The organism is Tateyamaria algicola, assembly GCF_047715485.1.
In the GTDB taxonomy this organism is placed as follows: Bacteria; Pseudomonadota; Alphaproteobacteria; order Rhodobacterales; family Rhodobacteraceae; genus Tateyamaria.
Window position 1 is genome coordinate 368,111 of sequence record NZ_CP180422.1, and the last position, 25,013, is coordinate 393,123.

General features: G+C 63.2%; 26 protein-coding genes. 15 read left to right on the forward strand and 11 right to left on the reverse strand.

What is annotated here, in order from left to right; genetic code table 11:
• Positions 1-58 precede the first annotated feature (58 nt).
• Positions 59-1,399, reverse strand: a complete 1,341-nt coding sequence (locus ACMHLQ_RS04160) for a peptidoglycan-binding domain-containing protein (protein ID WP_415403514.1) — start codon at positions 1,397-1,399, stop codon at positions 59-61.
• Between the two features lie 157 nt (positions 1,400-1,556).
• Between ACMHLQ_RS04160 and ACMHLQ_RS04165 the strand changes: the two genes are divergently transcribed.
• Positions 1,557-2,219, forward strand: coding sequence for a DsbA family oxidoreductase (locus ACMHLQ_RS04165; RefSeq protein ID WP_415403515.1), 663 nt, complete (start codon positions 1,557-1,559; stop codon positions 2,217-2,219).
• Positions 2,220-2,221: 2 nt separating this feature from the next.
• Here ACMHLQ_RS04165 and ACMHLQ_RS04170 read toward each other — a convergent pair whose 3' ends face one another.
• Positions 2,222-2,707 carry a DUF2306 domain-containing protein gene (locus ACMHLQ_RS04170; RefSeq protein WP_415403516.1) on the reverse strand — a complete coding sequence of 162 codons (486 nt, stop codon included), beginning with the start codon at positions 2,705-2,707 and terminating at the stop codon, positions 2,222-2,224.
• A 146-nt stretch (positions 2,708-2,853) separates the two neighbouring features.
• Here ACMHLQ_RS04170 and ACMHLQ_RS04175 point away from each other — a divergent pair, with 146 nt between their 5' ends.
• Complete coding sequence (locus ACMHLQ_RS04175; RefSeq protein ID WP_415403518.1) at positions 2,854-3,570, forward strand: LytTR family DNA-binding domain-containing protein; 717 nt, start codon at positions 2,854-2,856, stop codon at positions 3,568-3,570.
• A 6-nt stretch (positions 3,571-3,576) separates the two neighbouring features.
• Positions 3,577-4,230, forward strand: coding sequence for a lipoyl(octanoyl) transferase LipB (gene lipB, locus ACMHLQ_RS04180; RefSeq protein WP_415403520.1), 654 nt, complete (start codon positions 3,577-3,579; stop codon positions 4,228-4,230).
• Between the two features lie 117 nt (positions 4,231-4,347).
• On the opposite strand, the gene ACMHLQ_RS04185 is transcribed toward lipB, so the two are convergent.
• A complete protein-coding gene (locus ACMHLQ_RS04185; protein ID WP_415403522.1) occupies positions 4,348-6,708 on the reverse strand; it encodes a Hint domain-containing protein in 2,361 nt (786 codons plus the stop codon).
• A gap of 354 nt (positions 6,709-7,062) precedes the next feature.
• Between ACMHLQ_RS04185 and ctaD the strand changes: the two genes are divergently transcribed.
• The 4 genes from ctaD (at position 7,063) to ACMHLQ_RS04205 (ending at position 10,874) form a co-directional block, all read left to right on the forward strand.
• Positions 7,063-8,736 (forward strand): cytochrome c oxidase subunit I, encoded by a 1,674-nt coding sequence (gene ctaD / locus ACMHLQ_RS04190; protein ID WP_415403524.1) that lies wholly within the window; start codon positions 7,063-7,065, stop codon positions 8,734-8,736.
• 81 nt (positions 8,737-8,817) lie between these two features.
• Positions 8,818-9,378 (forward strand): hypothetical protein, encoded by a 561-nt coding sequence (locus ACMHLQ_RS04195; protein WP_415403526.1) that lies wholly within the window; start codon positions 8,818-8,820, stop codon positions 9,376-9,378.
• A gap of 295 nt (positions 9,379-9,673) precedes the next feature.
• Complete coding sequence (locus tag ACMHLQ_RS04200) at positions 9,674-10,306, forward strand: peptidoglycan-binding domain-containing protein (RefSeq protein WP_415403528.1); 633 nt, start codon at positions 9,674-9,676, stop codon at positions 10,304-10,306.
• A gap of 85 nt (positions 10,307-10,391) precedes the next feature.
• Positions 10,392-10,874, forward strand: a complete 483-nt coding sequence (locus ACMHLQ_RS04205; protein WP_415403530.1) for a DUF2244 domain-containing protein — start codon at positions 10,392-10,394, stop codon at positions 10,872-10,874.
• A 158-nt stretch (positions 10,875-11,032) separates the two neighbouring features.
• Here the strand turns inward: ACMHLQ_RS04205 and ACMHLQ_RS04210 are convergent, their stop codons facing one another.
• Complete coding sequence (locus ACMHLQ_RS04210; protein ID WP_415403532.1) at positions 11,033-11,494, reverse strand: GatB/YqeY domain-containing protein; 462 nt, start codon at positions 11,492-11,494, stop codon at positions 11,033-11,035.
• 221 nt (positions 11,495-11,715) lie between these two features.
• On the opposite strand from ACMHLQ_RS04210, the gene carA reads away from it, so the two are divergent.
• Together carA and ACMHLQ_RS04220 are read left to right on the forward strand one after the other, a co-directional pair.
• The gene (carA, locus tag ACMHLQ_RS04215) at positions 11,716-12,873 is read left to right on the forward strand and encodes a glutamine-hydrolyzing carbamoyl-phosphate synthase small subunit (protein ID WP_415403534.1); all 1,158 of its coding nucleotides are present in this window, start codon (positions 11,716-11,718) and stop codon (positions 12,871-12,873) included.
• 85 nt (positions 12,874-12,958) lie between these two features.
• The gene (locus ACMHLQ_RS04220) at positions 12,959-14,830 is read left to right on the forward strand and encodes a glycosyltransferase (protein WP_415403536.1); all 1,872 of its coding nucleotides are present in this window, start codon (positions 12,959-12,961) and stop codon (positions 14,828-14,830) included.
• Here the strand turns inward: ACMHLQ_RS04220 and ACMHLQ_RS04225 are convergent.
• Positions 14,827-15,480, reverse strand: coding sequence for a GntR family transcriptional regulator (locus ACMHLQ_RS04225; protein WP_415403538.1), 654 nt, complete (start codon positions 15,478-15,480; stop codon positions 14,827-14,829). The two genes, ACMHLQ_RS04220 and ACMHLQ_RS04225, sit on opposite strands and share 4 nt — an antisense overlap.
• Before the next feature lie 107 nt (positions 15,481-15,587).
• Here ACMHLQ_RS04225 and ACMHLQ_RS04230 point away from each other — a divergent pair, with 107 nt between their 5' ends.
• Positions 15,588-16,235 (forward strand): pyrimidine 5'-nucleotidase, encoded by a 648-nt coding sequence (locus ACMHLQ_RS04230; protein WP_415403540.1) that lies wholly within the window; start codon positions 15,588-15,590, stop codon positions 16,233-16,235.
• Positions 16,236-16,299: 64 nt separating this feature from the next.
• The gene (locus tag ACMHLQ_RS04235; RefSeq protein WP_415403542.1) at positions 16,300-17,511 is read left to right on the forward strand and encodes a UbiH/UbiF family hydroxylase; all 1,212 of its coding nucleotides are present in this window, start codon (positions 16,300-16,302) and stop codon (positions 17,509-17,511) included.
• A gap of 206 nt (positions 17,512-17,717) precedes the next feature.
• Here the strand turns inward: ACMHLQ_RS04235 and ACMHLQ_RS04240 are convergent, their stop codons facing one another.
• The 3 genes from ACMHLQ_RS04240 to ACMHLQ_RS04250 form a co-directional block, all read right to left on the reverse strand.
• Entirely contained in the window at positions 17,718-18,845 is a 1,128-nt protein-coding gene (locus ACMHLQ_RS04240) for an aminotransferase class V-fold PLP-dependent enzyme (protein WP_415403544.1), read from the reverse strand.
• Positions 18,846-19,023: 178 nt separating this feature from the next.
• Positions 19,024-19,482, reverse strand: a complete 459-nt coding sequence (locus ACMHLQ_RS04245) for an Lrp/AsnC family transcriptional regulator (RefSeq protein WP_415403546.1) — start codon at positions 19,480-19,482, stop codon at positions 19,024-19,026.
• Positions 19,479-19,934, reverse strand: a complete 456-nt coding sequence (locus ACMHLQ_RS04250) for an Lrp/AsnC family transcriptional regulator (protein ID WP_415403548.1) — start codon at positions 19,932-19,934, stop codon at positions 19,479-19,481. The genes ACMHLQ_RS04245 and ACMHLQ_RS04250 overlap by 4 nt, the downstream gene beginning before the upstream one ends.
• 132 nt (positions 19,935-20,066) lie before the next feature.
• Here ACMHLQ_RS04250 and ilvC point away from each other — a divergent pair, with 132 nt between their 5' ends.
• On the forward strand, positions 20,067-21,089 hold the full coding sequence (gene ilvC / locus ACMHLQ_RS04255) for a ketol-acid reductoisomerase (RefSeq protein ID WP_415403550.1): 1,023 nt from the start codon (positions 20,067-20,069) through the stop codon (positions 21,087-21,089).
• A 75-nt stretch (positions 21,090-21,164) separates the two neighbouring features.
• Here the strand turns inward: ilvC and ACMHLQ_RS04260 are convergent, their stop codons facing one another.
• Both ACMHLQ_RS04260 and ACMHLQ_RS04265 read right to left on the reverse strand, forming a co-directional pair.
• Positions 21,165-22,043, reverse strand: a complete 879-nt coding sequence (locus ACMHLQ_RS04260; RefSeq protein ID WP_415403552.1) for a sulfotransferase domain-containing protein — start codon at positions 22,041-22,043, stop codon at positions 21,165-21,167.
• A 96-nt stretch (positions 22,044-22,139) separates the two neighbouring features.
• Positions 22,140-22,832, reverse strand: coding sequence for an ArsR/SmtB family transcription factor (locus ACMHLQ_RS04265; RefSeq protein ID WP_415403554.1), 693 nt, complete (start codon positions 22,830-22,832; stop codon positions 22,140-22,142).
• Positions 22,833-22,903: 71 nt separating this feature from the next.
• On the opposite strand from ACMHLQ_RS04265, the gene ACMHLQ_RS04270 reads away from it, so the two are divergent.
• From ACMHLQ_RS04270 to ACMHLQ_RS04280, 3 genes are read left to right on the forward strand one after another with little or no spacing between them, the layout of a single operon-like run.
• Positions 22,904-23,224 (forward strand): NIPSNAP family protein, encoded by a 321-nt coding sequence (locus ACMHLQ_RS04270; protein ID WP_415403556.1) that lies wholly within the window; start codon positions 22,904-22,906, stop codon positions 23,222-23,224.
• The gene (locus ACMHLQ_RS04275) at positions 23,221-23,568 is read left to right on the forward strand and encodes an antibiotic biosynthesis monooxygenase family protein (RefSeq protein WP_415403558.1); all 348 of its coding nucleotides are present in this window, start codon (positions 23,221-23,223) and stop codon (positions 23,566-23,568) included. Before ACMHLQ_RS04270 ends, ACMHLQ_RS04275 begins: the two co-directional genes overlap by 4 nt.
• A complete protein-coding gene (locus tag ACMHLQ_RS04280) occupies positions 23,558-24,484 on the forward strand; it encodes a DMT family transporter (protein WP_415403560.1) in 927 nt (308 codons plus the stop codon). The genes ACMHLQ_RS04275 and ACMHLQ_RS04280 overlap by 11 nt, the downstream gene beginning before the upstream one ends.
• 3 nt (positions 24,485-24,487) lie before the next feature.
• On the opposite strand, the gene ACMHLQ_RS04285 is transcribed toward ACMHLQ_RS04280, so the two are convergent.
• On the reverse strand, positions 24,488-24,982 hold the full coding sequence (locus ACMHLQ_RS04285) for a hypothetical protein (RefSeq protein ID WP_415403562.1): 495 nt from the start codon (positions 24,980-24,982) through the stop codon (positions 24,488-24,490).
• Between the last annotated feature and the right edge of the window lie 31 nt (positions 24,983-25,013).

The following is a 25,013-nucleotide window of genomic DNA, read 5'->3' on the forward strand; positions in this document are numbered from 1 at the left end:
GCAAAGAAAAACCGGGACCCGCAAGGGCCCCGGCCAGGATCGCAAAGGCGTCTTGGTTTTACTCGCTGACGAGGCCGAATGTCGGCAAGGCAGCGGGCTGGACCTGCGGCTGGGCCGGTGCCAGACCGGACTGCGAAGTGCCCAGGCTCAACGAGGCCTTGCGCAGCAATTCGACCCGCTCGGGTTGACCGGGGGCAAAGACCGCGGGCGCGCCCGCATCCACCGCCTTGATGCCCTCGGCATACCAGACCCGTGCGGCATCGACCCGCTGCGACGTGCCAAAGCCCTGCGCCAGATGGTGCCCCATCAATTCGCCGTAGACGTGATCGCCCATGGCAAACAGCATCAGGGCAGAGCCAAGGGCCACATCCATGTCATCCGTCCGGTAACCGACACCCATGCAGATACGGGCCGTGCCCTGCAATTGCGCGGGCGACATGCCGGTGGTGAGGATAAAGCTCGCCACATCCTGCACCACTTCGGGCTGCGATTTCAGCGCCAGCGCGGCCACATGCGGCTGCATTGCGGGGGCAAACTGCTTGCACTGGGCCGCGATCTGATCCGGGGTGAAACCCTGCACCTTGGCAATCATGTTTTCGCTGGTCGCGATGGCATAGGTGCGCGCAAGGCAGAACTGTTCGTTCAGCGCCACGTTGGGATCGGTCATCGCCGCCGCCGTGGTAAAGCCGCCATTGGTGTTGGTCAGCAGCGACACGGTGTTGCAATGGGAGGCCAGCGATTGCTGCGCTCCACCACCCAGGAAATTGGGCAGGGCCGAACCGGTCGCTGCAGGCGCGGCGGGGGTCGGTGCGGCTGCGACCACCGTGGTTGTGGTCGTCGTGCCAACTGTCGGGGTGGTCGGCTGGGGCGCCACAACGATGGTTGTGCCAGTGACCGGGGCCGCGGTCTGGCCTGCCAGCTCTGCGCGGTAGGTCTTGAGCAGACCGCGCGTGCCATCCGGCGTTGTTGCGATCTGTTGGGTGACGGCGTACCCGCCAGCCTGCGCCCGGTTGTAGGAACTGATCAGCAGGTTCTGCTCGAACGGCGACAACTGACCGGTCGCGGGATAGCCCATATAGGCCTGATAGGCGGAAATCGCATTGCGCGACCGCTGGCCCAACTGACCGTCGACCGACCCTGCATTGAACCCGAAATAGTTGAGAGAGGCCTGAATCTCGCGCCCCTCCTGCGTCGACGGCAGGCGCGGCTTGTAGGTCTTTTTGGTATAGGACCGCGTGGCCGCTTTCTTGCGCTGGTTCTGCTTGGTGGCTGCGTGGCCCACGATCCCGCCGATGATCGCACCGGCGACAAAGTCACCCGCATCCGCCGCAACACGGCTGGCGGGGATCAGGGCAACGGACAGGGCAAGAACGGACGCAGTAATTGTCTTGGTGAACATGAATAAACCTCCGGAAAATACACCTCCACCGTACCATTCCGCAGGGATTCGCGAAGTCATTATTTCCCTACCCTCAAAACGTGATCGGCCAAATGGCTTGAATTTCGCGCGCCCCATCGTGATCTGAATAGTAATGACATAAAGCGAAAGCCCGGACATGAGCACAGCTGACACCCAGACCGTGATCGAGATCGACATCGTATCAGACGTGATGTGCCCCTGGTGCATTGTCGGTTTTCGCCAGTTGGAACAGGCACTTGGCGTCACGGGCATGGGCGCGCGCATCCGCTGGCATCCGTTCGAATTGAACCCCGCGATGCCACCCGATGGCCAGAACCTGAGCGAACATATCGCAGAGAAATACGGCAGCACCCCGGAACAATCCGCGCAGAACCGCGCGCATCTGGTAACTTTGGGCAAAAGCCTCGGCATTGATTTCGTCTTTTCCGAAAACAGCCGCATCGTGAACAGCTTTGCAGCGCACCAACTGCTCGACTTTGCCTTGGCCCAGGGTCTGCAACACCCGCTGAAACTGGCGCTGTTCAAGGCGCATTTCACCGATCAACGGGATGTGTCGGACCATGACGTGCTGCTCGACGTTGCCGAGTCCGTGGGCCTGAACCGGGCCGAGGCCGCACAGGTGCTGAGCAGCGGCGCGCTGACGGACTCGGTGCGCGAGAAACAGGCGTTCTGGACCTCGCGTGGCATATCCGGCGTGCCCTCCATGGTCTTTGCCGGCAAGTACCTGATCACTGGGGCGCAAAGCGTGGAAAACTACGCCCAGATCCTGCAACAGGTGGCCAAGGAAGAGGCCGCCTGACCTCATGCCGGCCCGGCCCGTCGCCCGCGAAACACAGAGACCGCAATGGCCGTCAGCCCCAGCCCAAGGACCACGTAGCCAAGATCGGGCAGATCGCCGAAAAACATGACGTTGATTGCCCGCCCGGGCAGAAAGTTGAACAGGCCCGCCACCATCAACCCATGCCAATAGAGCCCGCGCATCGCATGCTGGTGCTGAGTGATCCGCCCGGCCAGCACATGCCGCATCCCCTCATAGAGCGACCAGAGCGCAAAGACCGCCAACAGGTGGATGGGGCTGAACGGCCCGATCACGGGGAACGAGTGGATCCAGAAGGACGACAGCGCCGTGACGGCCATCGCCAACACCCAAGAGTAGCCAAACAGCTTGTGGATCACATCGCGCCGCCTGCGGTAAAGGGCCAGCGGCCCCACGGCCAAAGCGGTGCAGGCGGCAATGATGTGCAGTTGAATGACCGGGGCGGCGTCGAGAATGGGGTTAAGGGCCAAGGGCGCGTCCTTTCGTGCTGTCTGATCCAGTGGTCCTCAGCTAGACAGGGGGCGCGCGGCCATTCCATTGTAACTGCGTGAAACAGGGGATCAGCTTCGTGAATGACGGACATCCGCACTCTGCGCTTCGCGAATGGCGGGCGCATATGGCCCACCCGGTCACGCTGATCGCCGTGCTGGCGATCGCGGCGGTGCTGGGCGTTGCGGGTCCGTTCGGAACGGATGACCGGTTGGCGCTGCTACAGCGGCTGGTCTATTGGCTTGCTATCGTGGGGCTGACCTATGGCATCGGGTCGATCAGCGACGCGCTTGTCACATGGCGCATGGCGCGCCAACGTTTGTGGCTGAACGTGACGGTGACGGCACTTGTGACGGGTGTTTGTGCCAACCTCGTGGTGATCGGGGTCAACCTGATCACCTTCGGATGGATGCCCAGCGCGGCCGAACTGCCCGCATTCCTGGCCACCACTTTCGGGATCGCCGCCATCGTGACGACCGCCCTTGCGCTGGTCAAACAGCAATCCCGGGACATGCCGACACCCCTTGCCCCGCCCCGCATTCTCGACCGGGTGCCGGTGGACAAGCGCGGCGCGCTGGTGGCGCTTTCGGTCGAAGACCACTATGTGCGCATCCAGACAATCAAGGGCGAGGCGCTGGTATTGCTGCGGTTAAGCGACGCGATGAAAGAAGTGGGCGACACACCCGGCGCACAGGTGCACCGCTCACACTGGGCGGCCTTCGATCAGGTGCGCAGCGCACGGCGCGCAGGCGACCGCGCGATCCTCACCATGTCCAACGGCACCGAGGTGCCGGTCAGCCGTGCCAACATCGCCACGATCAAGGAGGCGGGGCTGCTGCCCTGACGCGCCATGGTCGAGTGGATCACAACACCGGGGCTGACCGACTACCGCACCGCCGAGGCATGGATGGAAGAGCGCGCCAACGCCATCGCTGCGGGCACGGCGGATGAATGCATCTGGCTGCTCGAACACCCCCCGCTCTATACCGCTGGCACATCCGCCAAAGCGGCTGACCTGACAGACCCGAACCGGTTTCCCGTCTACGAGACGCGGCGCGGCGGCCAGTACACCTATCACGGGCCCGGCCAGCGCGTGGCCTACACGCTGCTCGATGTGGGCAAACGGGGCCGCGACGTGCGCGCCTTTGTGCAAAACCTCGAGGCCTGGGTGATCGCCACACTCGACACGTTCAACGTGCGCGGCGACATCCGCGAAGGGCGGGTGGGCGTCTGGGTGCAGCGCCCGGAAAAACCGCCACAAGCCGACGGAACACCGGCCGAGGACAAGATCGCCGCCATCGGCATCCGCCTGCGCAAATGGGTCAGCTTTCACGGCCTGTCGATCAATGTCGAACCCGACCTCGGCCACTTTGACGGGATCGTGCCCTGCGGGATCGCAGAACACGGCGTGACCAGCCTTGTCGATCTCGGCCTGCCTGTGACGATGGGCGACGTGGATGTCGCACTCAGGCAGACATTCGATCAAGTCTTTGCACAGGACTGAACCTTTTGGGTGCGCTGCTCATCTTCGGTCGGGAACCGGGTCGGCGTGACTTCGGACCTTTGAAACGCATCGTCAGGCGTTCGGCTGTCAGGTGACCGTCTGGCCTGCGTTGCCGCCCTACCCCAACATGCCCGCCAGCGCGCGTGCCTCGTATCCGCGCATCACCGGGCGCACGCAGCGGCTGGCACACATCAGCAACTCGGGGAAGATGCGCGCGATCTCGGCGGCCACGGCCCCCTCTTCGCTGTCGCCAAACTCTGCCGCCTCTGCCGCTTCGCGGGTCAGATGAAAGCTCTCGGTCGCAGCGCCTTCGGCAAAGATGATCTCGTGCCGGTCCATCAGAATATGGTAGTAGGTGACCCGCGGGCGCGGCGCGCGGTGGATCAGATCACCGCGCACAAGGTTCACCGCGCTCACCAGCACTTCGTCCGCGCCAAATAGCATCTGCGCACGCCAATCACTGATCAGCATCCGGTGGGCAGGCGACACCAGCAGGTCGCGGGCGTTGTCGAGCGCACCGGCACTGATATGGACAGGCGCCAGATCGCCCGACGCGTCCACCATGCGACGCAGCACGGCGCGCACGGGCCGGTTGCCGTTGTCATAGGTGACAAGGCGCATGCCTTTGCGCAACTGCTCGACCGGAACCGGGCCATCCTCCGTTTCGATCAGAGCACCATCGGTAAAACAGGCCACGTTCGTGTTGTCCTCGGTCAGTTGCGCACCTGACACGCCCGTAAAGGTGAGCGAGCCACCGGCCAGCGACGTGTTGTCCGAGAAATCACCAACCGACTGGTTCAGCACCCCGTCATCGGCAAGGTCCGCGCGCAATTCGTGGATGTGGGAGTAGTAGGCGCTCAGGTCGATGAAATCGTTGTTGGTCTGATCGCCGTCGTTCAGCGCGCCACTGTTGCCCGCATTGAAATCGGTGATGACATCGTCGCCGTCCCCGGTGTTGTAGACGAACACATCATCGCCCGCCCCACCGGTCAGCGTGTCATTGCCCGTCCCGCCCGTCAGCGTGTCATCGGCCGTGTCCACCCGCGCCACGCTGAAGTTGTCGATGGCAAAGCTCTCGTTTGCGATCGTGCTGTTGAGGTCCGAGCCAAAGCCGATGGTCAGCGATGTGGGCGGGTTCGTGATCGTCAGCGCCACGCCAAGGATCGTGTCATCCGTCCCTACCGAGTAACCCAGCTCGCCCGTTGCCGTGTTGGTGAAGGTAAAGCTGTAGGTGGCTCCATCCGGCCCGACAAAGCTTTGCGGTGCCGGGTCCGACGTGTCGCTTTCTAGGAAAGGCACGCGCACTTCGGTGCCATTGACCGTGATGATGAAATCTTCGCCGTTCCAGCTGTCCAGCAGCAGCGCGTCGAAATCCACCTCGATCTGTTCGGCATCCGAACCCAGCTGGAAGGTGCGTTCGGTCGCAATCGCGCCGTCGCCCGCCCCAAAGCGGCCCAGCGAGGTGCCAAGGTTCGGATCAGTCTCGGTCTGATTGTTGGACCAACCCTCGACCGTGCCCTCGAAATCCTCGGAGTATAGGATGGTCGTGCCCGACCCCTCGTCGCCGACCAGGCTGTCATTGCCCGACCCGGCCTCGATGATGTCAGAGCCGGCGCCGCCCTCAAGCGTGTCGCTGCCCGCATCGCCCGTCAGGCTGTCATCGCCGGTGCCACCCGATACGGAGTCGTTGTCATCGCCCCCGATCAGCGTGTCATCGCCGCCATCGCCGATGATTGTGTCGTTGCCCGCACCACCATCAAGACTGTCCGCGCCCTCGACCCCGGCAGGTGTACCGGTGACCGAGTATTCGGGCCCGGGCGGCGTGCCGATCATGTCGGTTGTCAGCAGGCTTTCGGACACATTGCCGGTATCGGGGCCACTGATGGTCGCCGACAAGGCGTCGCCGCCCCGGTTTTCCCAATAGCGGATCTGGATCGTATACGTCTCGTTCGGGTCCAGTTGCACGTCGCCATACCGCGTGGTCGTGCCCTGGTGGAAGTCGTTGTTCAGATAGTCGAGCGTGCCGCCGGTCTGGTTGGCGAACTGAACCGGATCCCCGTTGGAATCAAAGATCTGGATGGTGGAGCCGTCATCCGACGATGTGGTCAGACGGTAGGTGCCGCCCGCCGTGGTGTTCAGCGTGCTGGTATAGATGACACCGAAATCTTCGGGGTTGCCCGTGGTGCCGCGCACCGAATTGGTCAGCCCGCCCTCGTTGAAATCGGTGACATAGCCCGATCCGGTGCGCGTTCCGTTCTCAATATCAAAGGCTTGGCCCGCCGAAGACGAAAAGTTGTAGTCGAACGTCTCGAAGTGCCACGCGCCCTCGACCGGGCCGTCACCGCGCAGAACGTCATCACCTGCCCCGCCGGTCACCGTGTCAGCGCCAAATGCGCCAGTCAGGGTGTCGGTGCCGGTTGTCCCGGAGATAACCTGACTACCTTCGGTGCCGGGATTCGTGTTGTCGTTCGTTGCCATTGCCAGCCATTCTGATCTGCCGCGCGGATTGCGCCTGTGACCTGAACACCTGAAGCCGGAATCAGACTTATCGAAGGACGAAAGATGATGAAGAGGTTACGAAATTAAGGCCATTTTGGGAGATATGGTGCACAGCAGAAACCAGTCCCCCCGATTTCCAAGCACTGTTTCGCATCCAGAAACGGTGAAAGACGGTGACTTGGCGCGATTTCGCAAGGACGCGCGACAATTCACCCCGGTTGCGGCGACGATCTTCCATTGATGCGGGCCAGCCAAAACTCTAGAAGCATTGAAGAAACCGCATGTGGACGGGAACCCCGCATGCGCTGACCTAATTAAGCCAGGAGGCACCGCATGGCAGACGCAGCCATTCACGGGCACGAGCACGAAGACGAGCGTGGTTTCTTTACCCGCTGGTTCATGTCCACAAACCACAAAGACATCGGTATTCTGTACCTGATCGTATCTGCCCTTGTCGGCTTTGTTTCGGTGGCCTTCACCGTTTACATGCGGCTCGAACTGATGGATCCGGGCGTTCAGTACATGTGTATGGAAGGGGCGCGCATGTTCGCGGATGCCTCCACGCCCTGTACGCCCAACGGGCACCTCTGGAACGTGCTGATCACCGGCCACGGCATCCTGATGATGTTCTTTGTCGTGATTCCCGCCCTGTTCGGTGGATTTGGCAACTATTTCATGCCCTTGCAGATCGGCGCGCCGGACATGGCGTTCCCCCGCATGAACAACCTGTCCTTCTGGCTCTATGTGGCCGGTACGACGCTGGCGATCTGTTCGGTGCTGGCGCCGGGTGGCAATGGCCAGCTTGGGTCGGGCGTCGGCTGGGTTCTGTACCCGCCGCTGTCGACCAATGAACAAGGCATGTCGATGGACCTTGCGATCTTTGCGGTCCACGTCTCGGGTGCTTCGTCCATCCTGGGTGCGATCAACATGATCACCACCTTCCTGAACATGCGTGCCCCGGGCATGACCCTGTTCAAGGTGCCGCTGTTCTCGTGGTCGATCTTTATCACATCGTGGCTGATCCTGTTGTCCCTGCCGGTTCTGGCGGGCGCGATCACCATGCTGCTGATGGACCGCAACTTCGGCTTCACCTTCTTTGATCCGGCCGGTGGCGGCGACCCCGTGCTTTACCAGCACATCCTGTGGTTCTTTGGTCACCCCGAAGTGTACATCATCATCCTGCCCGGCTTCGGCATCATCAGCCACGTGATCGCGACCTTCGCGCGCAAGCCGATCTTCGGCTATCTGCCGATGGTCTGGGCGCTGATCGCCATTGGTGTGCTGGGCTTTGTCGTGTGGGCGCACCACATGTACACGGTCGGCATGTCGCTGAACCAGCAGGCCTACTTCATGCTGGCGACCATGGTCATCGCGGTCCCGACCGGGGTCAAGGTGTTCAGCTGGATCGCCACCATGTGGGGCGGCTCGGTCGAGTTGAAGACACCCATGCTCTGGGCTTTCGGCTTCCTGTTCCTGTTCACCCTTGGTGGCGTCACAGGCATCGTTCTGTCCCAGGCTGCCGTGGACCGCTACTATCACGACACATATTACGTTGTGGCGCACTTCCACTACGTGATGTCGCTGGGGGCCGTGTTTGCGATCTTTGCGGGGATCTACTTCTACTTCCCCAAGATGACCGGGCGGATGTACCCTGAATGGGCAGGCAAGCTGCACTTCTGGACGATGTTCATCGGTGCCAACATCACCTTCTTCCCCCAGCACTTCCTGGGCCGCCAAGGGATGCCACGCCGCTACATCGACTATCCCGAGCAGTTCGCCTACTGGAATGAATGGTCTTCGTGGGGCGCGTTCCTCAGCTTTGCCTCGTTCCTGTTCTTCTTCGGCATCATCATCTATTCGCTGCTGCGCGGTGCCAAGGTGACCGAGAACAACCCCTGGAACGAGTATGCGGACACGCTGGAATGGACACTGCCCAGCCCACCGCCAGAGCACACGTTCGAAATCCTGCCCAAGCAGGAAGACTGGGACAAACAGCCGGGCCATTAGCGGTGCGACTGACCTAAAAAACAAGAAGGGCTCCGGTGGCGACCGGGGCCCTTTTTCAAATCGCCAAAGCCAGAAGACCAGATGCTGTACACTCCGCTACTCGATACATTTTCAATCGCGTGCATCGCGGTGCTGCTCGGATTGAGCACGGTCATGTATCGACGCCATGTCTCTGCAACAAAGCACGCCTTAGCGCTCGCTGGACTATGTGGGGTCGTGCTGGCGGCCTGGGTCGTCTCGGAAACGCTGACGCTGAACTCATCCACCCCCGAAATTTTGCCACCTACGATGCGGCCTCTCTCCGTGGTCAGCGGACTGACGGTCCCCCTGCTGATACTATTGTGTCTCGGCGCATGGCACACGCTGACCCACCGTTGGCAGGCCGCGTCTCAACGCCTGCTCTCCTACACGATCCACTGGATCATCGTACTTGGCTGGGTTGCCGTCAGCCTCTTGGAGCCCACCAACATCTTTGCCATGCCAGACACACTGTCGGACCTCTCAGAGGCGGACCTCACGGCGTTCATGCAGCAAAACAACGCTGCAGCTCATCTCCATAAATGGGCCGTTCTGGGGTATTTGGGGCTCGCTGTGTCGCTCTTTGTTCTACCACTACTGGTCAGCTTTCGCCGCACATCCTGATCCACAGTCATCTTGCTAGATAAACTCCGGGGTTTGGGGCAGCGCCCCAAAAACACCTGAAAAACCGCAGTTCCACCTGCCGTGTTATGCAATATCATGTAACAAAACTGGGCCATCTCCCGCCCAAGCCTCCACCGAAACGCGCGAACCGCCGCCCACGCGCGCGCGAAGGGGCTAATACATCTTCCTCGACCCGGCCTCTGCCCCATATGCCTGTCCTATCACTGCCCCGTGGACCGCGCTGCCCGAACACGTGACCCGCACCGTGCAGGAGAAACGAGGAAAGGAACACGACATGCTGTCGACCAAACTCACATCTGCCGCCCTCGCGGCCTCGCTCGCCCTTGTGCCAGCCACACGCGTTGCCGCCGATGGCAAGGACTTCATCGCTGGCGCGCTGCTGGGCGGCGTGGCGGGCGCCATCATCCAGAACGAGGTGCGCAAGAACAAGGCGCAACAACGCACCCGTGCGCGCACCGTAACCCCGCAAACCTACGCCGCACAGCCGCGTGCCTATTCGGCCCCGCGCACCACGAAAAAGACCTATCGCCCCAGCATCCCGGCCACGCAGGAAGGGCGCGAAATCCAGTCGTCGCTGAACTACTTCGGCTTCAACGCAGGCACGGTGGATGGTCAGGTCGGCAGCCGCACCCGCGAGGCGATCGGCGACTACCAGGCCTATCTCGGCTACCCCCGCACGGGCACGCTGAACGCGTTCGAGCAGAACCTGCTGGTCACGTCCTATAACCGGGCGCTGGCCGGGGGTGATCAGACCTTCGCCCAGATCGCAGGCCAACCTGAAGGGGCACGCGGCCTGCTGAAACTCTACCGGGCCGAAATCGCCTCGGGCGCGCAGCAAGCGCCCACAGCGGTGCCCGCCCCCACACTCAACCCGACGCGTGCACCCGCCGTCGTGACAGACCTCTGACACCCAAAGGGCCCGCGCTGCGATCGCGCGGGCCCTGCGACACCCTGCCTTTCGACATGCGGGCGATGCGCGATATAACTGCTCCATGCCCTACCGCTGGACAACAGACACAGACGCCCCCCGCCAGGAACTGCAACTCTGGCCGCACAACTCTCTGCCGCAAAAAGGCATGGCGGCCTTTGTCCTGTCGACCTTCACCCTGATCCTGATCCCGGCCCTGCCGCTCTTGGGCAGCGTGGTGCTGTGGGGTCTGCTGCCGTTCCTCATGCTGGCGGTGTGGGGCATCTATTACGCCCTGCGGCGCAATCGCCGCGCGCGCCAGATCATCGAGGTGCTGACGCTGGATGCGGACGAAACCCACCTCACGCGCACAGACGCAAATGGGGCCGTGCAGGAATGGGACTGCAACCGGTACTGGACGCAAGTGACCAAATACGAAAGCGAGGGGCCGGTGCCGCACTACGTCACGCTCAAGGGCAAGGGGCGCGAGGTCGAGATCGGCGCGTTCCTGAGCGAAGAGGAACGCATTGCCCTCTACGACGACCTGCTCAGCGCGCTGCGACGCTAGGCGCACCACAGGTACGCCTTACGACGCCAAACCGGGCGGCCCGGTAAGGCGGAGGTGTCCTCCGCCCTCTTCCATCACCCTGCTCGAACGACAAAAGGCGCAGCATCAGCTGCGCCTTACCTGCACCCCGTAAGGCGGAAATCTCCGCCTTCGTCCTATCAGCTGCACAAACGGTCCTTGACCATGGGCCCGACCGATCCGAAGTCCATCTGACCGGTATACTTGGCCTTCAGCACGCCCATGACCTTGCCCATGTCGCGAATGCTGTCGGCACCCACCTCGGCAATGGCCGCATCAACCGCCTTGGCCGAGGCCACCTCGTCCAGCTGCTGGGGCAGGAACTCCTCGATCACCTTGATCTCTTCCAACTCGCGCTCCGCCAGGTCCAGCCGCCCACCCTCTTCATAGGTGCGCGCGCTCTCCGCACGCTGCTTGGACATTTTGCCAAGGATGGCAAGCACTTCGCCCTCACCGACCCCGTCGTCCTGACCGGCCGCCCGGGCGTCGATATCCTTGTCCTTGATCGCCGCATTCACCAGACGCAACGTCGACAGACGTGCGGCATCCTTGTCTTTCATGGCCTGCTTGAGCGCGGCCGAAATCTTGGTGCGCAAATCCATTTGTGATGTCCATCCCCATGGCCACGTGTTGAGTGGGTGACCATATGGCATGCACCACGGTGAGGCAAGCCGCAGCCAATCCTCTAAGTCACTGAAAACAAACGGAACTGCAAAATTCCGATCTCGCTTGACCGCGCCGCGCCGTCCCATTAGTTTCCGCGCAATTTGCCAAAACCTGCCACGTTGCGCCTGCCCCGCCCCCAGCCCCCAAAGGTCTGTCCATGAACGCTGCCGCCCCCACCACACCCACCGCCTGCCTCGCCCTTGCCGATGGAACACTGTTTTACGGACAGGGCTTTGGCGCCACCGGCCAGACCGAGGCTGAACTGTGTTTCAACACCGCCATGACCGGCTATCAGGAGATTATGACCGACCCCTCCTATGCCGGTCAGGTCGTGACCTTCACCTTCCCCCATATCGGCAACACCGGCGTGAACCCCGAAGATGACGAAACCGGCGATCCGGTCGCTTCGGGCATGGTGGTCAAGTGGATGCCCACCGCCGCCTCGAACTGGCGCGCGGTGCAGGAACTGTCGGACTGGCTGGCGGCACGCGGTCGCATCGCCATCGGCGGCGTGGACACCCGGCGGCTGACCCGCGCGATCCGGCAGGCGGGCGCGCCCCATGTGGCCCTCGCCCATGATCCGGACGGCAATTTCGACGCAGAGGCACTTGTGGCCGCCGCGCGCGGCTTTGCAGGGCTCGAAGGGATGGATCTGGCCAAGGATGTCACCTGCGCCCAGTCCTACCGCTGGAACGAAAAACGCTGGGCCTGGCCCGAAGGGTACACGCCCCAGAACGCGCCCAAGCACAAGGTCGTCGCCATCGACTACGGGGCCAAGCGCAACATCCTGCGCTGCCTCGCTTCTGCGGGCTGCGATGTGACCGTGCTGCCCGCCACCGCTACGGCCGAAGAGGTGATGGCACATGAACCCGATGGCGTGTTCCTGTCCAACGGTCCGGGCGATCCGGCAGCAACGGGCACATATGCCGTGCCCATGATCAAGGACGTGTTGAAAACCGACACGCCGGTCTTCGGCATCTGCCTCGGCCACCAGATGCTGGCCCTCGCCCTCGGGGCCAAGACGATCAAGATGAACCACGGCCACCACGGCGCCAACCACCCGGTCAAAGACCTGGAAACCGGCAAAGTCGAGATCACCTCGATGAACCACGGTTTCGCCGTGGATGCCCAGACCCTTCCCGACGGTGTGGTGGAAACGCATACCTCGCTGTTTGACGGGTCAAACTGCGGTATCCGCGTGGCAGGCAAGCCGGTCTATTCGGTGCAATACCACCCCGAGGCCAGCCCCGGCCCGCAGGACAGCTATTACCTGTTCGAGCGCTTTGCCGAGGCGATGGCCGCCCGCGCAGGTTGAAAAATCGGCGCGTATCCACAACCTTAACACTCCGTTAACCAGCCTGGGCCAAAGCTGCGGTCGAACCTGACGTTCGGACCGTTTCATGAGTGATCCACTCTTACGCCTTTCTGCCCCCCGCCCGGTCATCCGGCGGGAACGCCCGGCCTTGCCGGTCGGGCGGCAGTTGGTCAATGCCGGTCTCATCAGTCAGGCCACCCTTCTCGAAGCGCTGGCACAACAGCACCAGATCAACGCACCGCTGGGTGAAATTCTGGTGGCAGAGGGCCATGTCAGCCGGCAGGACGTGCTATCGGCTCTGGCCGTACAATATGATGCGGACCGTGTCGATTTGTCGGTGAACCCGCCCAGCCCGCTGATGAAAACGGCCCTGCCCACCGAGATTTGCCAGCGGTTTGGCGTGGTGCCCTGGCGCTGGATCGGTACGACGTTGCTGGTGGCGACCACGCGGCCCGACCGCTTTGCGACACTGGTCGTAAGCCTGCCCGACACTGCCCCCGACATCCTGCCCGTGATTGCCGATCAGGACGAGATCAATGCGGTGATCGGCAGGTTGCACGGCGCTGAACTGGCCCACCGCGCCGTGACGCAGTTGCCCGATGCGATCAGCTGCCGCAACTGGTCGCCCAAGGCCGCCATCGGCACGCTCGGTCTCGCCCTGATCTTTGGCACGTTTGCCGCGCTCGCCCTCCTGTTTCCTGCCGCGTTCGTGACCGGGCTGATCGGCTGGGGTATCCTGACCCTCGCGATGACAACGACGCTCAAGGCGCTGGCCCTGGCCGCACAACTGACCCACCGCGCGCCCGCCCGGCCCGAGCCGTTGCGCACCCTGCCGCTCAGGCGGTTGCCCCGCATATCCGTCATGGTGCCGCTGTTTCGCGAGGAACGGATCGCCGAGGCGCTGATCACTCGCCTGTCCAAACTCACCTACCCCAAGGCCCTGCTCGAGGTGGTGCTGGTGCTCGAGGCAAAGGACACCGTCACCCGCGCCACACTCGCGCGCACTGATCTGCCGCGCTGGATGCGGGTGATCGAAGTGCCCGATGACGGGACAATCACCACGAAACCGCGGGCACTGAACTACGCGCTGGATTTCTGCAACGGCGACATCATCGGCGTCTGGGATGCCGAGGACGCGCCCGAACCCGATCAACTGGAAAAGGTGGTCACGCATTTCGCCCATGCCGGACCCAAGGTCGCCTGCGTGCAAGGCATCCTTGATTACTACAACGCGCGCCACAACTGGATCGCGCGCTGCTTTACCATCGAATATGCGGGCTGGTGGCGCCTGGTGCTGCCGGGGGTGGCGCGGATGGGGCTGGTGCTGCCGCTTGGGGGGACAACCCTGTTCTTCCGCCGACCCATCCTCGAGGAACTCGGGGGCTGGGACGCCCATAACGTGACCGAAGACGCCGACCTCGGCATCAGGCTCGCGCGGGCGGGATACACCACCGAACTGATCCCCACCGCCACCTACGAAGAGGCCAATTGCCGCGCCTGGCCCTGGGTCAAACAGCGCTCACGCTGGATCAAGGGCTACATCATCACCTATTGCGTCCACATGCGCAGGCCCCGCGCGCTGCTGCGCGATCTGGGCCTCAAACGGTTCATCGGGATCCAGACGATGTTCCTGGCCACCGTGTCGCAATTTGCCACGCTGCCGCTGCTCTGGACGTTCTGGCTGCCCGCCTTCGGGCTTCCCCACCCGGTCATCACGACACTGGGCCCCAGCATCATCTGGCCGCTGGCCACCTTCTTCATCGCGGCCGAAATCCTCAACATTCTCATCGGGATGCTGGCGGTATCCGACCGCGACCACCGCCACCTGGTGCCCTGGGTGCTCAGCCTGCCGCTCTATTTCCCGCTCGGGGCGCTGGCCAGCTACAAGGCGCTCTACGAGCTGGTGACGGACCCGTTCTACTGGGACAAGACCCAGCACGGGCACGCACAGGGCTAGCCCTCTTCCTTGCGCGCATCCGCATCCTGCTTGAGGCGGGTCATGAACGCGACCGAGATGTGATCGCGCAGCGCCGCGCCCGCCGCCGCCTCGTCCTTGGCCTCGATGGCGCTGACGATGGCGTCATGCTCGCTCTGGGCGATGCGGGTGCGGCCAACGGCGGCCAGCGAGGTCGTGGCCATCAGCGCCATGGTGCGATGGACCAGATCCAGTTGCTGCACCAGATAGCGGTTGTGCGAGGCCAGATGGATCTGCTTGTGAAAACGGCGATTGGCGCGGGACAGGGCCGCCGGATCGCCGATCAGCGCGTTGTCCTCCTCGACCATGTCACGCAGGATACGGACCTCTTCGGCGGTGGCATGGCGGGCCGCTAAGGACGCGGCCAGACCCTCCAGCTCGCGGCGCACGACATAGAGCTCGGACATCTGGTTGTGATCCAGCGAGGCAACAATCAGGCTGCGCCCGTCGCGCGACAACAACGATTGCGTCTCAAGCCGCTGCAGGGCCTCGCGCACGGGCGTGCGCGACACGCCAAAGCGCTCGGCCAGCTCACTCTCGACCAGACGGTCGCCGGGGCGATAGGTGCCGATGTCGATGGCCTCCAGGATCATCGAATAGGCGTCCGTGTTCGAAGGGCGTGGATTGGGCATGAAGAACTTCGCAAGTCATTGATTTCCATTACCCTAGGACCCACCACCACACACACGCAACCCCCAAGCAGTTGCGCGCCGCCTCCGACACCCCTACACCTGCGCCCATGCCAGCTTCCGACTTTGCCCATGTCCGGGCCTGGGTCTTTGACCTCGACAACACGCTCTACCCGCCCGCCGTACGCCTGTTCGACCAGATCGAAGTGCGGATGACAGCCTATGTGATGGACACGCTGGGCGTGGACCACGCCGAGGCGAACCACCTGCGCGTGCACTACTGGCACACCCACGGGACCACGCTTGCCGGGTTGATGCGCGAACACGATATCGACCCGGTGCCCTACCTGGCGGATGTGCACGATATCTCCTTTGACGCGCTGACGCCCGATCCCGACCTTGCCGCGCATATCAAGGCGCTGCCGGGGCGGCGGATCGTCTACACCAACGGCTGTGCGCCTTACGCCGAACAGGTGCTGGCCGCGCGCGGGTTGTCGGGGCTGTTCGATGCGATCTACGGGGTCGAACATGCCGATTATCACCCCAAACCCGACCAACATGCGTTCGAGGCGGTGTTCACCCGCGACGGGCTTGAGCCAAGCGTCGGGGCGATGTTCGAGGACGAACCGCGCAACCTGGCCGTGCCCCACGCCATGGGAATGAAAACGGTGCATGTGGCGCCCGACCCGGTGGATCACGATCACATCCACCACCACACCGATGACCTGACGGGATTCCTGAAACGCTTGCAGGGGTAGGACAGGATGCCGCCTTGGCCTGCCCGTCCATGCGCCTAGGTTGAGGTGAAACAAGGGGTAGACCATGCGCGCACTCACATCCTGTGACATCCTGATTTCCGGCGGCGGCATTGCAGGGCTTACCGCGGCAGCTGCCTTTGGCAGCGCCGGGTTTGACGTGATCTGCGTCGATCCGGCCCCACCCGTGACCGACCGCGAGGCCGACGGCGCCGACATGCGCACAACGGCGATGCTGCAACCTGCGCGCACGCTGCTTGACCGCGCGGGCCTGTGGGAGGCGCTTGCCCCCCACGCCGCCGCACTCGACGTGATGCAGATCGTGGATGCGGGCGGGCAAAACGGCGCGGCGCGCGAGGTCAAGGCGTTCCGTGCCTCAGACGTGTCCGACCTGCCCTTTGGCTGGAACTTTCCGAACTGGCGGCTGCGGCGTGAGATGGTGGCGCGGCTGGGCGCGCTGCCCAACGTTGATTTTCGCCCCGGCACCGGGACAGACAGCCTGTTGGCGCGCACGAAAGAGGCGCGCGTGGGGCTTTCGGATGGCACGCGTGTTTCGGCCCGTCTGGTGATCGCTGCGGACGGGCGCGGCTCGCCCATGCGGCAGGCGGCGGGCATCGGCGTAAGCACACGGCGCTATGGACAAAAGGCGCTGGCCTTTGCGGTGACGCATCCGATCCCGCATTCCAACGTCTCGACCGAAGTGCACCAGACCGGTGGCCCCTTCACTCTCGTGCCCCTGCCCGACCGTGACGGCCTGCCCTGCTCGGCGGTGGTGTGGATGGATGACGGCCCGCTCAGCGCGGCACGCATGGCGCTGGATGTCGCGGCGTTCGAGGCCGAGATGACAGCGCGCAGCTGTCACATATTGGGGCCGCTCACCCTCGCCTCACGCCGCAGCATCTGGCCGATCATCAGCCAGCGGGCCGAGCGGTTGAACGGAACGCGGCTGGCCTTGATTGCAGAGGCCGCGCATGTGGTGCCACCCATCGGGGCACAGGGGCTCAACATGTCGCTGGCCGATACGGCGACCCTGCTGGACTTGGCCGTGGCGCGGCCCGAAGGCTTGGGCGATGCACAGATGCTCGACGCCTATCACAAAGCGCGCATTGGAGACATCGCGATGCGGGTGACGGGGATCGATCTGCTGAACCGGGTCAGCCAGGCCAAATCGCCCATGGCACGGGATGCCCGCGCCTTTGGGCTGAACGCGTTGCACCAGGTGACACCGTTGCGCAAAACGCTGATGCAGCTGGGGCTGGGAACGGTCTCTCAGGGCTAGCGGGGGCGGACGACACGTCCGCCTTACGGGGGTCCGAGCAGCCTCGGAGGGCAGTGTGCCATTTGCCCGGTTAATATTTGGCTGTCGGGGCGCGCGGCGCGCAAGGGTCTGATATCGCGCCCCGATCACAGATTGCTCAACACGCCCTTAGGGCTGCGAACAGCCTGTCCCCGCGGGGACAGGCCTCGGCGCAGGACACCTGCGCCTTACAAAACCTGGTCAACCACCCTTGCAAGGCGGGCCAACGTGCCATCCACATCATACAACTTGTCGAGGCCAAAGAGCCCAATACGAAAGGTGCGGAAATCCGCGGGTTCATCACATTGCAGCGGCACACCTGCAGCGATCTGCATGCCTTGTGCCGCGAACTTCTTGCCCGTCTGGATGTCGGGATCACCGGTATAGCTGACGACCACACCCGGTGCGCCAAAGCCCTCCGCCGCGACCGAGGTCACACCCTTGTCAGCCAGCATCTGCCGGACCGCATCGCCGAGTTTCCACTGCGCCTCTTTCAGGCGGGCAAAGCCGTAGTCCTGCGTCTCGCGCATCGTGTCGCGGAAATCGCGCAGGGCATCCGTGGGCATGGTGGCGTGGTAGGCGTGGCCCCCGTTTTCGTAGGCCTGCATGATCTGGTGCCATTTCTTGAGGTCGATGGCGAAGCTGTCGGACGTGGTCGTCTCCATCCGCTCCACGGCGCGTTCGGACAACATCACGAGGCCGGCGCAGGGCGACGCGCTCCACCCCTTCTGCGGGGCAGAGATCAGGACATCGACGCCAAGGGCGCGCATATCGATCCACGCACAGCCCGACGCAATGCAATCGAGCACCATCACCGCCCCGACCTCATGGGCCGCTGCGGCCATGGCTGCGACATAGGCGTCCGGCAGGATCACACCCGCGCTGGTCTCGACATGCGGAGCAAAGACGACATCGGGTTTCTGGGCGCGAATGGCCTCGACCACCTCGTCGATGGGCGCGGGCGCGAAAGGCGACGGAGACGCATTGCCAGTCTGGCGGGCTTTCAACACGGTGGTTGAGGCGGTCAGCCCCCCGGTCTCGAAAATCTGGCTCCACCGGTAAGAGAACCAGCCGTTGCGCACGACCAAAACATCCGAGCCGCGACCGAACTGGCGGGCTACGGCCTCCATCCCGAAGGTGCCCCCGCCGGGCACAACCACCACGGCGTCCGCCGCGTAGACCTCTTTCAACATGGAGGAGATGTCATTCATGACGCCCTGAAATGCAGTGCTCATGTGGTTGAGGGAGCGGTCGGTGAACACGACCGAGAATTCTTCAAGCCCGTTGGGGTCAACGCTGTCCAGCAATGCAGCCATGATGTCATCCTTTCGATTTGCATCCGGACATATCGCGAGCCGCAGCGAACGGCAAAGCCTACCTCGGTATACATTCGCCGCAGCGCGGCGGGGACGATGCCCATGGGAAATGTTTTGCGCGGATGGTGGTCATGGTTGGCCAAACCATACGATAACGTATCTTCGCCCACCCCGTTGCCTAGGCCAAGGGACCGGGACGGCGCTCTTCGCTGAGCAGCACATTGGCCTCGACTTCGCCCGCGCCGGGCAGGGTCATGATGCGGCGGCGCAGGACCCGCTCGAAATCCGGCAGATCGCGCGCCACGACGCGCAGGCGGTAATCGTAGAGGCCCAGCACATGTTCGACCGTCTGCACTTCGGGGATGGCACTGACGGCACGTTCGAAATCTTCGAGGCTCACGCGGCCCTTGGTGGCCAGCTTGACCCCCAGAAACACGGTCACGCCAAACCCGACCTTTTCCGCATCGAGCCGCAAACGCTGACCGGCGATCACACCCGTCTCGCGCAGACGTTTGATACGGCGCCATGCGGCGGGCTGGGACAGACCACAGGCGCGCCCGATGGCCCCCGCCCCTTGGGTTGCATCCCTCACCATACAGATAAGTATGGCGCGATCCGTGTCGTCGAGTTCGATCATAGCGGCAGCGCCTCATCGCTCTTGATCCGGGCCACATGCATCAGCGCCTCGATATCGGCGATGTGGGGCAGTGTCAGGATACGGCTGCGATAGAGGTGCTGATAGTGCGCCATGTCGCGGGCAATCACCGACAGCCGCACATCCACGCGGCCCAGAAAGGTCTGTATCTCGATCACTTCGGGCACGTCGCGCGCCGCCTCGATGAACTGATCGAAGGCGCTGCCCTGGGTCTTGTCCAGCGTGACACGCAGCGACACCTCGACCGCGTAGCCCAACGCGGCCCAGTCGATAACGGCTTGAACGCCCTGCACCAGCCCGGCCTCGCGCAGCCGTGCCTGACGGCGGGCCAACTGCCCCGCACTGACGCGCGCGCGCTCGGCCAATTCGGCAGGGGCGAGATCAGGGGCAGCCTGCCACTGGCGCAGGATACGTCTGTCTACATCATCGAGCATGATTTTTCTGCATATTTGAAGAACAATGAATGATCATACCTTCATTGTTCCAAAAATATGCAAATAGCAACCGTGCAGATAGCGCACCGGGTCCGTATAAGCCACCCCAGCAACCAACCCGGAGGATCCGACATGCGCGTATATTACGACCGCGATTGCGACATCAACCTGATCAAGGACATGAACGTGGCCATTCTCGGCTACGGCTCCCAAGGTCATGCCCACGCCCTGAACCTGCGTGACAGCGGCGCCAAGAACGTCGTCGTCGCCCTGCGCGAAGGCTCGCCCAGCATCGCCAAGGCCGAAGGCGAAGGCCTGAAGACCATGGGCATCGCCGAAGCGGCCGCCTGGGCCGACCTGATCATGTTCACCATGCCCGATGAGCTGCAGGCCGAAACCTACAAGAAATACGTCCACGACAACATCCGTGAAGGTGCCGCGATTGCCTTTGCCCACGGGTTGAACGTGCATTTCGGCCTGATCGAGCCCAAGGCGGGCATCGACGTTGTGATGATGGCGCCCAAGGGCCCCGGCCACACCGTGCGCGGCGAATATGTCAAAGGCGGCGGCGTGCCCTGCCTTGTGGCTGTCGACAAGGACGCATCGGGCCGCGCGCTGGAAATCGGTCTGTCCTACTGCTCCGCCATTGGCGGCGGCCGCTCGGGCATCATCGAAACCAACTTCCGCGAGGAATGCGAAACCGACCTGTTCGGTGAGCAGGCCGTGCTGTGCGGGGGTCTGGTCGAACTGATCCGCATGGGCTTTGAAACGCTGGTCGAGGCGGGCTATGCCCCCGAGATGGCCTATTTCGAGTGCCTGCACGAGGTGAAGCTGATCGTGGACCTGATCTATGAGGGCGGTATCGCCAACATGAACTACTCGATCTCGAACACCGCCGAGTACGGCGAGTATGTGTCCGGCCCCCGCGTTCTGCCCTATGACGAGACCAAGGCCCGGATGAAGGCGATTCTGACCGACATCCAGACCGGCAAGTTCGTGCGTGACTTCATGGCGGAAAACCAGGTGGGTCAGCCGTTCTTCAAAGGCACACGTCGCATCAATGACGAGCACCAGATCGAAGCCACTGGCGAAACCCTGCGCGGCATGATGCCGTGGATTTCGGCGGGCAAGATGGTCGACAAGGCCAAGAACTAAACGTTGCACACCACCGGACGGAGCGGCGCATGCGCGCTCCGTCCGACCCATATGGGTCACATGCGGGCTGTTTTGTCACCGGCCCGCTGATCCATATTCAAGCCACGCCCTGTCTTCCGGCGCCAGCTCCCTGTCCATCAGGGTGTCATAGGCGCGCACCTCTGCCGCTGTCAGATCGCTTTCCCATTGGCCGCTGGTCCCGTTGTGAAAGAATGCGGCGTCCGACTTCATGAACCCTTTGCCCCCGCCGGGCGCGTAGCGGTCCGCATGTCTGCGCATATTGTCGAAACGCGCCACCTGCACCAGTTGATCCATCAGATCGGGGGCATGTGTGACGCCCAATATCCGCGCCACCCTGGCAAAGGTGCCCGGCAAGTCTCGGCTCATATCCGCATAGTGAAACAGCGACACGTTGGGCCGATCCGCCACTGACAGTGCCGCCTTGTAGTGCCGCAGGATGTGCGCCAGCGGCATCGCATCGCCGTCAAAACCCTCTGGCCCGCCATCCAGAAACCGCCGGAAGGTGACGCCATCTGCATCATCCTCGGGGTACCAGGCGTCGAAAAAGGGCATTGGGATGTTCCGCAGGTGCCTGCGATAGGACAGGTGCGCGTCCAGTGGATGACGGAACACGCAGATATACTGTGCATCCGGGTCCAGCGGCAGCCCGTCCATTGGCGTGTGACTTTTCATGCAGCGGCGCTGGGTCATCGCGTCAAGCCGTGCGGCCACCTCTGCCATCTCGCGAAAGCGGATGTCGACCCAGGGCATTTTCATGGTCAGGTCCGTCTCTACCTCCGGGTCACCGCTGAACAGCAGGGCCACGATGGTTTGCATCCAGGTTGTCCCGCATTTGGGCGGTGTGACGACAATCACATCATCGGGGCGAAGGCGGACGCTGTCCCAGCGTCGGCTGTCGGTCAGCGGTCCGAGGTATAGCTTGCGGTCGGTCATGTGGCGTGTCCGATGTAGCCGAAAGGTGCCTGCAGCAGACGCAGAATTGGCCTGCGATGCAACACAAACGGTGCTGGCCGTCAAAGCCCGGGGGGATCAGACGCACCCGTGATCGGGAAATGCCGCGCCAAAGCCGTCCTTGCCCCGGAGTGTCACGTCGATCACGCGCTCTCCCGGCACCCGCCGCATCCACCCGTTGGCCTCCATCCGCGCCAGCATTGCGCGCCCCAACCCGCCTGCCAGATGGCTGCGACGTTCGCTCCAGTCCAGACAGGATCGGCACATCGGCGCCCGCGCCTTGGTCAAGGCGGTCAGGTCGATGCCGAAGTCGGTGATGAAGGCCGCACCAGCATCGGTCAGCGTGACATCCGTGTCCTCTTCGGCCAGAAACCCGCGCGCGACCATGCTTTGATACATCTGCACTCCCATGGCGCCGGCAAGGTGGTTGTAACAGACCCGCGCGGCGCGCATCTGCACATCCCGCGGCCCGGTGCGCACCCGTTTGACGCCGCGCCCCGCAGCCAAGCCCATCAACGCTTCGAGCACAGAGGCGACCTCGGCATCGGCCAGGTGGAAGTACTTGTGCCGCCCTTCCTTGCGGGGGCGTATCAAATCGGCATCGGTCAGTTTCGACAGGTGCCCGCTGGCGGTGGACAGTCCCACCCCCGCCCCCTCTGCCAGTTCTGACGCCGTCAGCGCGCGGCCATCCATTAGCGCGGTCAGGATGTTGGCGCGGGCCGGGTCGCCCATCAGAGCGGCGATGCGGGAGATATCGGGACCTTCTTTCATAGTTTGGTCATAGCCGAAGCATTCGCGTCACGCAATCCGCTAGGGTGGTGACACATCAGGAGGAGAGCACAATGCTGACTTGCATCATCCAGTACCAGATCGACCCGACCAGGCGCGCGGCCTTTGCCGAATATGGCGCGCGCTGGGGCGAGGCGATCCCGCGCTGCGGCGCGGACCTTGTGGGTTATTTTGCACCGCACGAGGGATCGTCAACGCTAGCTTACGGCATCTATCACATTGAAAACCTTGCCGCTTACGAGGCGTATCGCGCCCGTCTGGCCGACGATCCGTTAGGCCGCGAGAATTACCTGTTTGCACAATCAGAGAAATTCATTCTCAAAGAAGACCGGACATGGCTGACCTGCGTGTCCAAGCCGGGAGGGGCCACATGATCGCTGTCATTTTCGAAGTCTGGCCCAAGGAAGGCCACCGCACACCCTATCTGAACCGCGCGGCGGCGTTGAAAGAGCATCTGACCGACATCCCCGGTTTCATCTCGGTCGAGCGTTACGAGAGCCTGATGGAACCGGGCAAGCTGTTATCCCTGTCGTTCTGGGAGGATGAGGCCGCGCTGGAGCATTGGCGCAAGCTGCCCGAACATCGCGCAGCGCAAGGCGCGGGGCGCGAGATCCACTTTGACAATTACCGCCTGCGCGTGGCGGGTGTGATCCGCGATTACGGCATGACAGAGCGTGACGAAGCCCCTGAAGACAGCCGGGCCCTGCATGACCGATAGCCCACGGATCACTTGGGTCAGTTGGCTGATGGTCGCCACCCTGGGCTTTACCTGGGGCGGGACGTTTCTGGTGACCGAGGTGGCGCTGGAAGGCATCACGCCCTTCTGGCTGGCCGCTGGCCGCGTCGTCTTCGCCGCCGTGTTGATGAGCGTGATCTGGCAGACCATGGGCCGCCCTTTGTTCCAGCGCCCCCCGCCCCGATCTGCCCGCATCGCGGTGCTGGCCATCGGGGGCTTCAGCACGGCGATCCCCTTCATGCTGCTGGCCTGGGGGCAACAATACACCACGGGTGGGTTTGCGGGGGTGTCCATGGCCTCGGTCGCGCTGATCGTGCTGCCGCTGGCGCATTTCCTGGTGCCGGGCGAGCGGCTGACATGGCGGCGCACGCTGGGCTTTGTCATCGGCTTTGTCGGGGTCTGCGTCCTGATTGGCGGGCAGGCCTTTGAAAGCTCGGGCGCGCAGTTGGAAACGGCGGGTCGGCTGGCCTGTGTGTCAGCGGCCTGCTGCTATGGTATCAGCTCGGTGCTGATGCGCCGCCTGCCCGCGGTTGATCCGATCGGGCTGTCCACCGTGCTGTTGCTGATTGCCGCTGCAATTACGGTGCCCATGGCGCTGATCACCGAAGGCCCGCCACCCCTGCCCGACACCAAGACGTTGATTGTGATCGTATTTCTGGGCCTCATCCCGACGGCGGCTGCCAACATGCTGCGTGTCCTTGTGATCCGCAGCGCGGGGCCGGTGTTCATGTCCCTGACCAACTACCAGGTGCCGCTGTGGTCGGTGATCATGGGCGCGCTGTTGCTGAACGAACCGCTGCCATCCAGCCTGTTGCTGGCGATGACGCTGATCCTGATCGGCGTGGGCCTGAGCCAGTATGGCGCGTTGCGGCGACTGTTCAGCCGCCGCCGCGCCTGAGCGCTAGTATTTGCCCAGTTTCATGCGGGTCTTGCCCAGCACCTTGCCGCTGGCATCCACGGCCTTGACCACGGCCTCGTAGGAATTGCCGCGCCCGCCGGAACAGGGCGGCAGATAGCCGGGAGAGGCGTAATCGCCCGTGCTTTTGGCTGCTGCAATGACCTGTACGCCCTTGGGCATCCGCGCCGTCATGCCCGGCACCGCCGGCAGCTTGGCCGATGTGCCGCTGACGGCATAACCGATGGTGCCGTGCCCGCCATTGCGCGACAGAGGCTTGAACGACTTGTCGTTGTATTCGACGATCAGCCAGACGGCACCGGCTGGAATGCCTGTGGCCTGAAACGGCGGGGTTGACCCTTTGCCGCCATGCAGCACGCATTCCTGGCCTGCGGGCACCTTTTTCCCATCCCAGGGCGACAGCACCTGGGCCTTGAGATCAGCCAGCGCAACGCTTGCGGACATGGCCAGAACGGGGAGCGAAAGAAGAACGGATTTCATACATACACCATCGATTGGAGTCTCAATGACG